General features: G+C 63.7%; 9 protein-coding genes. 2 read left to right on the top strand and 7 right to left on the bottom strand.

Annotation, left to right across the window (positions count from 1 at the left end; genetic code table 11):
* From EN969_RS09180 to groES, 6 genes are all read right to left on the bottom strand, one after another.
* A partial coding sequence (locus EN969_RS09180) for a substrate-binding domain-containing protein (RefSeq protein ID WP_164758195.1) occupies positions 1-582 on the bottom strand: 582 nt, incomplete at its 3' end.
* A gap of 247 nt (positions 583-829) precedes the next feature.
* Complete coding sequence (locus EN969_RS09175; protein WP_013530722.1) at positions 830-1,714, bottom strand: AraC family transcriptional regulator; 885 nt, start codon at positions 1,712-1,714, stop codon at positions 830-832.
* Positions 1,715-2,049: 335 nt separating this feature from the next.
* Positions 2,050-2,343, bottom strand: coding sequence for a DUF982 domain-containing protein (locus EN969_RS09170; RefSeq protein ID WP_027160769.1), 294 nt, complete (start codon positions 2,341-2,343; stop codon positions 2,050-2,052).
* A gap of 98 nt (positions 2,344-2,441) precedes the next feature.
* Positions 2,442-2,669, bottom strand: coding sequence for a hypothetical protein (locus EN969_RS09165; protein ID WP_013530720.1), 228 nt, complete (start codon positions 2,667-2,669; stop codon positions 2,442-2,444).
* A gap of 70 nt (positions 2,670-2,739) precedes the next feature.
* Complete coding sequence (groL, locus tag EN969_RS09160) at positions 2,740-4,371, bottom strand: chaperonin GroEL (RefSeq protein WP_027160770.1); 1,632 nt, start codon at positions 4,369-4,371, stop codon at positions 2,740-2,742.
* Positions 4,372-4,426: 55 nt separating this feature from the next.
* Positions 4,427-4,741 carry a co-chaperone GroES gene (gene groES, locus EN969_RS09155; RefSeq protein ID WP_013530718.1) on the bottom strand — a complete coding sequence of 105 codons (315 nt, stop codon included), beginning with the start codon at positions 4,739-4,741 and terminating at the stop codon, positions 4,427-4,429.
* A gap of 332 nt (positions 4,742-5,073) precedes the next feature.
* Between groES and EN969_RS09150 the strand changes: the two genes are divergently transcribed.
* Positions 5,074-5,352 (top strand): usg protein, encoded by a 279-nt coding sequence (locus EN969_RS09150; RefSeq protein ID WP_024501657.1) that lies wholly within the window; start codon positions 5,074-5,076, stop codon positions 5,350-5,352.
* Between the two features lie 170 nt (positions 5,353-5,522).
* Positions 5,523-6,305 (top strand): SDR family oxidoreductase, encoded by a 783-nt coding sequence (locus EN969_RS09145; RefSeq protein WP_024501658.1) that lies wholly within the window; start codon positions 5,523-5,525, stop codon positions 6,303-6,305.
* A 133-nt stretch (positions 6,306-6,438) separates the two neighbouring features.
* Here the strand turns inward: EN969_RS09145 and EN969_RS09140 are convergent.
* A partial coding sequence (locus tag EN969_RS09140; RefSeq protein WP_164758194.1) for an ATP-binding protein occupies positions 6,439-7,554 on the bottom strand: 1,116 nt, incomplete at its 5' end.

Raw genomic sequence — 7,554 nt, 5'->3', positions numbered from 1 at the left:
GGCATGGATGCCCTTCTTGATCAGGCCGGCCGCCGCGTCGGTCGGCGAACCGTTGATCTGTAAAACGCCGCCGGTGGCCGGATCGACCTTCAGCGCCTTCAGGTGCTCGACCAGCGAATCGGCGATGGCCTTGCCGATGCCTTCATTGTTGAACGAGACATAGAAGTCGGCCGGCGCTGTCGGGATTGGCCGGTCATAGGCTATGACCTTGATGCCCTGGCTCTGCGCCAGCTTGACCAGCGAGGCGGCGGCGGTCGAGTCGACGGGGTCGAGCACAATCGCCTTGGCGCCCTGCGAGATCACCGAGTTGAACTGCTGCTGCTGGCGCGAGGCGTCGGCATCGGCGTTCTGGTAGAGCACCTTGCAGCCCGGGCACAGCTTCTTCATCTCGGCGGCGAAGCCGGGATAATCATGCTGTTCGTAACGGGTCGAGGCCTGGTCAGGCATCAGGAAGGCGACGGTGGCGTCGGTGACTTCGGCTGCCTTGGCGATAGCGGCGGTGCCTGCCAGCAGCGACAGCGCAAGCGCTGCCATGCCGGCGGACTTGCCAGTGGACTTCAATGAAATTGAAAGTTTGGTCATTCGGTCTTCTCCGTTTCTGGATATGTTGTAAGAAGGTCGTGACTGCTTTGGTGGTCTGAAGACACCCATCCACCCTCGCCCCAATTGAAGGGGTACCAGGGTCCGGCGCTGGACTTTCGAGCCGCGCCGACGTCCTCCGCCGACGGAGGAATTCGAGACAAGCGTTCTCCATCACGAACCGCTCAACGCGGCTCACGTCCGTCATGCAAAAGAAAAATCCTCCCTTGGTTCCTCCCTGGCTCCTCCGTTAAGCGGCTTTTCCCGCGTTGATGTTGTCGGCCAGCAGGCGCCTGAAGCGCGAGGGCGGCATGCCCTTCTCCGCCAGGAACTGCCGGTTGAAATTGGACAGGTTGTTGAAGCCGACCTCGTAGCAGATGTCGGTGATCGAGGCCTGCTCGTCGCTCATCAGGATCTGGCAGGCGAGATTGATGCGCAGCCGCTTGACATACTGCACCAGCGACATGCCGGTGTGGCGGCGAAACGAGCGCGAGAAGGCCCCGGTCGACTGGCCGGCGATGGCGGCGAGATCCGCCTCGTCGAACAGCTGCGTCAGGTTCTCCCTGATATAGGCGAGCGCCTTGTTCATGCCGGCGGTCATGTAGCCCGACGGATCGGGCCGATAGCTGGCGCTGGCCAGCAGCTGGAATTCCTGGGCGCGGCTTAGCAGGCCGGCGATCATCATGAACAGCTCGATGCGGCGCACGCCCTGCGCCTGCATCATCTCTTCCATCAATGGCGCCAGCGCCTTGCTGGTGCGGTTGGAAAACAGCACGCCGCGCCGCGACGCCTCGAGCAGAGCCGCAAGCCCCGCCAGCTCCGGCAGCACATGCATGGCATCGCCGATGAAACTTTCGGAAAACTGAATGATGCGGCCGCGCAGCGGGATCGAGCTGTCCTTGGGGATGTCGCTGACCCAATTGTGCGGCAGGTTCGGCCCCGTCAGCACCAGATTGCCCGGCTCGAACTCGCCGATGAAGTCGCCGACGAAATAGCGGCCGTTGGTGAAGATTACCTGATGCAGTTCATATTCTGGATGGAAGTGCCAGCGCACCGTATGGAAGGGGTAGCCATGCGACCACGCCTTGAAGGACTCCCCGCGTCGTATCTGGACAACTTCCAGGTCCGGTTCCATGTCCGTTTCCTCCCGGCCGGCACGGATATTTGCCGCGTTCGGCCCAATTCCCTAAACCGGCCGAATTGGTTTCGGCTCTGCATTTCAAGAGCCACGGTACCGGCTCATGACAACAGGCGCCACCACGATTCAAGACAATGGATGATACTTTTTTAACCGGAAGGGCGCGCTCAGAGGCGCTATTCGGGCAGAACAGGTCAGTCTTGCTGACGCGTTCGCTCGACTGACCAACGAGAACACTACCGCCCGAAACGGAATTCCAACGTGTCCGGTGGGCGCCTGGCCTATCGCAAGAACAGCGTGTTCAGGCGCTGTTGCAGCGCCGTCATCGTAGTTCAGCTGGTGCGCAGCGCACCACCCGCCACCGTCGCGAGCGGCGTAACCATGTCAGGCACCAGTATGTCGTGGCGGCGCGCGAAGCTGACCAGCGTGGCCCGCACCGTCTCCGGATCGATTTCGCCGACGATGCCCGCCTTGCAAGCGTTGAGTGCGATGGCATGGGCGCCGTTGCGGCCGGCGCTCGGCCAGTCCTGCAGCAGTGCATAGGCTTCCATCACGCTGTCGATCATCCTCGGAAAGCCCATTCCGACCAGAAGTGTGACCGGTTCTTCGAATTGCCCGCGATTCATGGCTTGTACCTCCTCTCGATTGTTCAGGGCCTGCAGCGGGCCGAACACCGGGAAGCACGGCCCGCCGCGGATAGGTGAAGGGACTGGCCGATTTCCGTTCAGCCGCTGCCGGCGGATACCTCGGATGTTGCCGACACTTGCTGCGCTGCGAGGAACATCAGTGCCGACGCCGCGGTTCGCCGGTTCCAGCCGGCGGCTTCAGCCATGTCGAGCAGCCCTGCCAGCAGCGGCTTCAGCACGTTCCTGCATTCTGTTTCATAGGCCAGGAATTCCTTCGCTTGATGCGTAGGAGCCGGTACGGATCCGAGGCCAGCCATTGCATCCATCTTTACCTCCACTCTCTCTTCGACTGACGCCCGCTCCCCGCCAGGGGAGCGGGCGGATTGGGCCGCGACTTCAGAAGTCCATGCCGGCGCCGGCGGGCATTGCCGGGGCGGCGGCTTCCTTCTTCGGCTTCTCGGCCACCATCGCCTCCGTGGTCACCAGCAGGCCGGCGACCGATGCCGCGTCCTGGAGGGCGGTGCGCACCACCTTGGCCGGGTCGATAACGCCCTGGCCGAAGAGATCGCCGAATTCATTGGTCTGGGCGTTCCAGCCCCAGCCGAATTCGCTTTTCTCGCGCAGCTTGCCGACAATGATCGAGCCTTCGGCGCCGGCATTCTCGGCGATCTGCCGGACCGGCGTTTCGATGGCACGGCGCACGATGTCGACACCTGTCCTCTGGTCCGAATTGTCGGTCTGCACGGTATCGAGCGCCTTGGCCGCCCGCAGCAAGGCGACGCCGCCGCCGGGCAGCACGCCCTCCTCGACGGCCGCGCGGGTTGCATGCAGTGCGTCGTCGACACGGTCCTTGCGCTCCTTGACCTCGACCTCGGTCGAGCCGCCGACCCGGATCACCGCAACGCCGCCTGCGAGCTTGGCCAGCCGCTCCTGCAGCTTCTCGCGGTCATAGTCGGAGGTGGTCTCCTCGATCTGCGCCTTGATCTGTGCGACACGGCCCTGGATCTCTTCCTTGCGGCCGACACCATCGACGATGGTGGTGTTTTCCTTCTCGATCACCACCTTCTTGGCGCGGCCCAGCATCTGCAGCGTTACATTTTCCAGTTTGATGCCGAGATCATCCGAGATCGCGGTGCCGCCGGTGAGAATGGCGATGTCCTCCAGCATGGCCTTGCGGCGGTCGCCGAAGCCCGGCGCCTTGACGGCCGCGACCTTGAGGCCGCCGCGCAGCTTGTTGACGACCAGCGTGGCAAGCGCCTCGCCCTCCACATCCTCGGCGATGATCAGGAGCGGCTTGCCAGACTGCACCACGGCTTCGAGCACGGGCAGCATCGCTTGCAGATTGGAGAGTTTCTTCTCGTGGATCAGCACATAGGGCTCGTCGAGCTCCACGCGCATCTTGTCCTGGTTGGTGATGAAATAGGGCGAGAGGTAGCCGCGATCGAACTGCATGCCTTCCACGACTTCGAGTTCGGTCTCGGCGGTCTTGGCCTCCTCCACCGTGATGACGCCTTCATTGCCGACCTTCTCCATCGCCTCAGCGAGGAAGCGGCCGATTTCGGCATCGCCATTGGCGGAGATGGTGCCGACCTGCGCGATCTCGTCGTTTCGAGTGACCTTGCGGGCATTGGTCTTCAGTTCGGCGACCACCGCATCGACCGCCTTGTCGATGCCGCGCTTCAGATCCATCGGGTTCATACCCGAGGCAACCGCCTTGGCCCCTTCCCTGACGATCGCCTGTGCAAGCACCGTTGCGGTCGTCGTGCCATCGCCGGCAAGGTCGTTGGTCTTGGAGGCCACCTCACGCACCATCTGGGCGCCCATGTTCTCGAACTTGTCCTCCAGTTCGATCTCCTTGGCGACGGTGACGCCGTCCTTGGTGATGCGCGGCGCGCCGAACGACTTGTCGATGACCACATTGCGCCCCTTGGGACCGAGCGTCACCTTCACCGCATTGGCAAGGATGTCGACGCCGCGCAGCATCTTCTCGCGCGCTTCGGTATGGAATTTCACTTCTTTGGCAGCCATTGGATCACTCCTTTATCTAGGCAGCATTCGTTGACTGGTTGGATACAAGAAGCCGTCAGGCGGCCTTCTTCACTTCGGCGATCTCATCGATGATACCCATCACGTCGCTTTCCTTCATGATGAGCAGGTCCTCGCCGTCGAGTTTGATCTCGGTGCCGGACCATTTGCCGAACAGGATGCGGTCGCCGACCTTGACATCGAGTTCGACAAGCTTGCCGCTGTCGTCGCGCGCGCCGGGACCGACGGCGAGCACTTCGCCTTCCTGCGGTTTTTCCTTTGCGGTATCGGGGATGATGATGCCGCCGGAGGTCTTCTCCTCGGCTTCAAGGCGGCGGACCAGAATACGGTCATGCAATGGACGGAACGCCATGTCGTTCTCCTCGTGGACAAACAGGTTTTGAGGTTCCTCCGCACCGAACCGGCAATATCGGACCGGTGCGGAACGCCGCGACCCTTCGTCAGGCATCGCGGCGCATATCGAGCTAGTTTTGCCCTTTTTCGGTTTCAAGAGACCAGCGCAAAAATTTTTATATTCGACAAGAAAGAGCGCCAAGACACTGTTATGGCGTGGCTATTTTCGGAACCCGCGAGCTTCTCGCGGCGTTGTTTAAAGAGGGACAGAACCAATCGCCCCGGCCCGGCATTGGGCGGGTTCGACACAAATGCCGCCGGCTCGATGCCTCAGCGGAGAAGGAGAAAGACATGGCCGATACGGTCAGCAACGAATTCCGCCTGCAAATGGAAGGTTATGGCCTGACGACGGCCGAAATCCACTATTACCTGCCCGATCATCCAAGCCTGCTTCAGCTCTATGTCTGGCAGGACTATGATCTCGCTCCAGCCTTTCCCGAACTCAAGGGTTTTCTCCAATATTGGGAGCGCGAACTCGATGGTCCGCTCCACTCGGTTCGCGTTGCTCATCACCAGCTCATCCAGCCTTCGGAATGGCGGGCCGTCGAGGGCATAATCACGGTCCACTAGGGTCTTTGCGACGGCCTCCGCTACGTAGGGAATCACGACATTGGGGCAGGCTCTCGCCGGCCCCACGCAGCGCGACAGCCAACAACCTCCACTCCAAGATTTCCAATTTCCGTATTGTAAAACGATCGCGCCGCGCTAGCCTGAAATCAGATGCGAGGCGGGGAAGAGGAATGGAGCTCCAACTCAACGGCAAGGTGGCGCTGGTCACCGGCTCGACGCAAGGCATTGGCCGCGCCATCGCCGAGACGCTGGCGCGCTGCGGCGCGGGCGGCCTGCTCGTCACCGGGCGCGAGAAGACGCGCGGCGATGCCGTTGCGGAAGAGCTTTCGCGGCTCGGCACGCCGACGGTTTTCGTCGCCGCCGACCTCGCCGACCCGGCAGCCCCTGCCCTTTTGGCGCAAGCCTGCATCGAGCGCTTCGGCCGCATCGATGCGCTGGTCAACGCCGCAGGGCTGACCGACCGGGCCTCGTTCCTCGATGCCGATCTCGACGGCTGGGCCTCGCTGTTCGCGGTCAACGCGCGGGCGCCGTTCTTCCTCATGCAGGCGGCCATCGCCGACATGAAGAAGCGCGGAGAGCGCGGCGCCATCGTCAACATCCTGTCGATCAACGACCATTGCGGCTCGCCGGAGCTCGCCGTCTATTCCGCCAGCAAGGGCGCGCTGGCCACGCTGACCAAAAACGCCGCCAACGCCCATCGCTTCGATCGCATCCGCGTCAACGGCATCAATGTCGGCTGGACCGACACGCCGGCCGAACGCGTCATGCAAGCCGACACGCTGGGCAACGGGCCGGGCTGGCTCGATGCCGCCAACGCCTCGCAACCCTTCGGCCGCCTGTTCTCGACCAGCGATATCGCCAACCTCGCCGTCTTCCTGCTTTCGGATGCTGCCGGGCCGATGACCGGCACGCTCGTCGATCAGGAACAGTGGGTGATTGGGGCGAACCGGTGAGCGCCATCGAAACGCAAGCGCCTGCATGACGCATCTCGCCGTCGGCGATTTCACGGTTGCCATCAGAAATTTGTCGCGATGACGGTGACTGAAAAAGCCTATCGCATCATTCGCTCAAAGCACCCGCGCCGCCTCACAGCGCCAGGCTTCCCTGCTCCACCTCCTCGGCATTCGGATCTCCCGGTGCGGTGGCCCAGGCCAATTCGACCAGTGTCACGGTGCGCCGGCCTGTCCCGTCGAGTTGGCAGACGATGAGGCCCTGCTCCTCGATATAGGTCAAGAGGCGCCGGGCGCGGCGCAGCGAGTGCGAGCCGTAGGCGCGGGCGATCGCGGCGTCGCTCGGGCAAGGCCAGCCCTCCTTCGCCGCGCGGGCAATCATCATGAACACGCCCTGCATGTCGTCGGGCAGCAGCGACGCGCGGACGGAAACGTCCCGCCATGCGTCGTCCTGTGTCGTCTCTGACCCAAGGCCGGCCCGGGCGCGCGTCAGCATGCGGCGGAACTCCGGCAGGTCGGGCACGACCGAGGCCAGGCCTTCGATGCGGCAGCGGACCACGAACTCCTGATAGAGCACGCCGATCACGCGAAAACCCGCGTCGGGCTGCGCCAGGATGGCGCGCAGCACACGGTCCACGCGCTCGCGGCGCTCGGCCAGATCCTCGGCGCTGACTTGCGGCTCCGCCGGTTCGGGGCGGATTTCCAAGGCCGCCGACTTCGCCGCCATCAACTGGTCGAGCAGGTCCGGCGACGCCGGGCGACGCGGCGTGCGCACCGTTTCGGGCGGCGGCGCCGCCAGGATGATCGCGCGTGCATCCTCGAGTGCTGCTTCCGGCATCGCCATCAGCCGCGGCGTTCCGTTGCGCGGGCTCGTATCCGTCGGGCCGATGCGCAGGCCCAGCGGACGGCGCGACAGCGCCGGGCCGAGCGCCATGAACTGCCCGCGTTCCAGGTCGCGAAACGCCTCCGCCTGGCGCCGCTCCATGCCCAGAAGGTCGGCGGCACGCGCCATGTCGATATCGAGGAAGGTGCGGCCCATGAGAAAGTTGGACGCCTCGGCGGCGACGTTCTTGGCGAGCTTTGCCAGCCGCTGGGTGGCGATGATGCCGGCCAGCCCGCGCTTTCGGCCACGGCACATCAAATTGGTCATCGCGCCGAGCGAGAGCTTTCGCGCCTCGTCGGAAACCTCGCCGGCCACCGCCGGCGCGAACAGCTGCGCCTCGTCCACCACCACCAGCATCGGGTACCAGTG

The sequence above is a fragment of the Mesorhizobium sp. M7A.F.Ca.CA.003.01.2.1 genome (assembly GCF_003998945.1).
GTDB lineage: Bacteria > Pseudomonadota > Alphaproteobacteria > Rhizobiales > Rhizobiaceae > Mesorhizobium > Mesorhizobium ciceri.
Note: the sequence above shows the minus strand (reverse complement) of the source record. Positions and strands in the feature narration are given on the sequence as shown.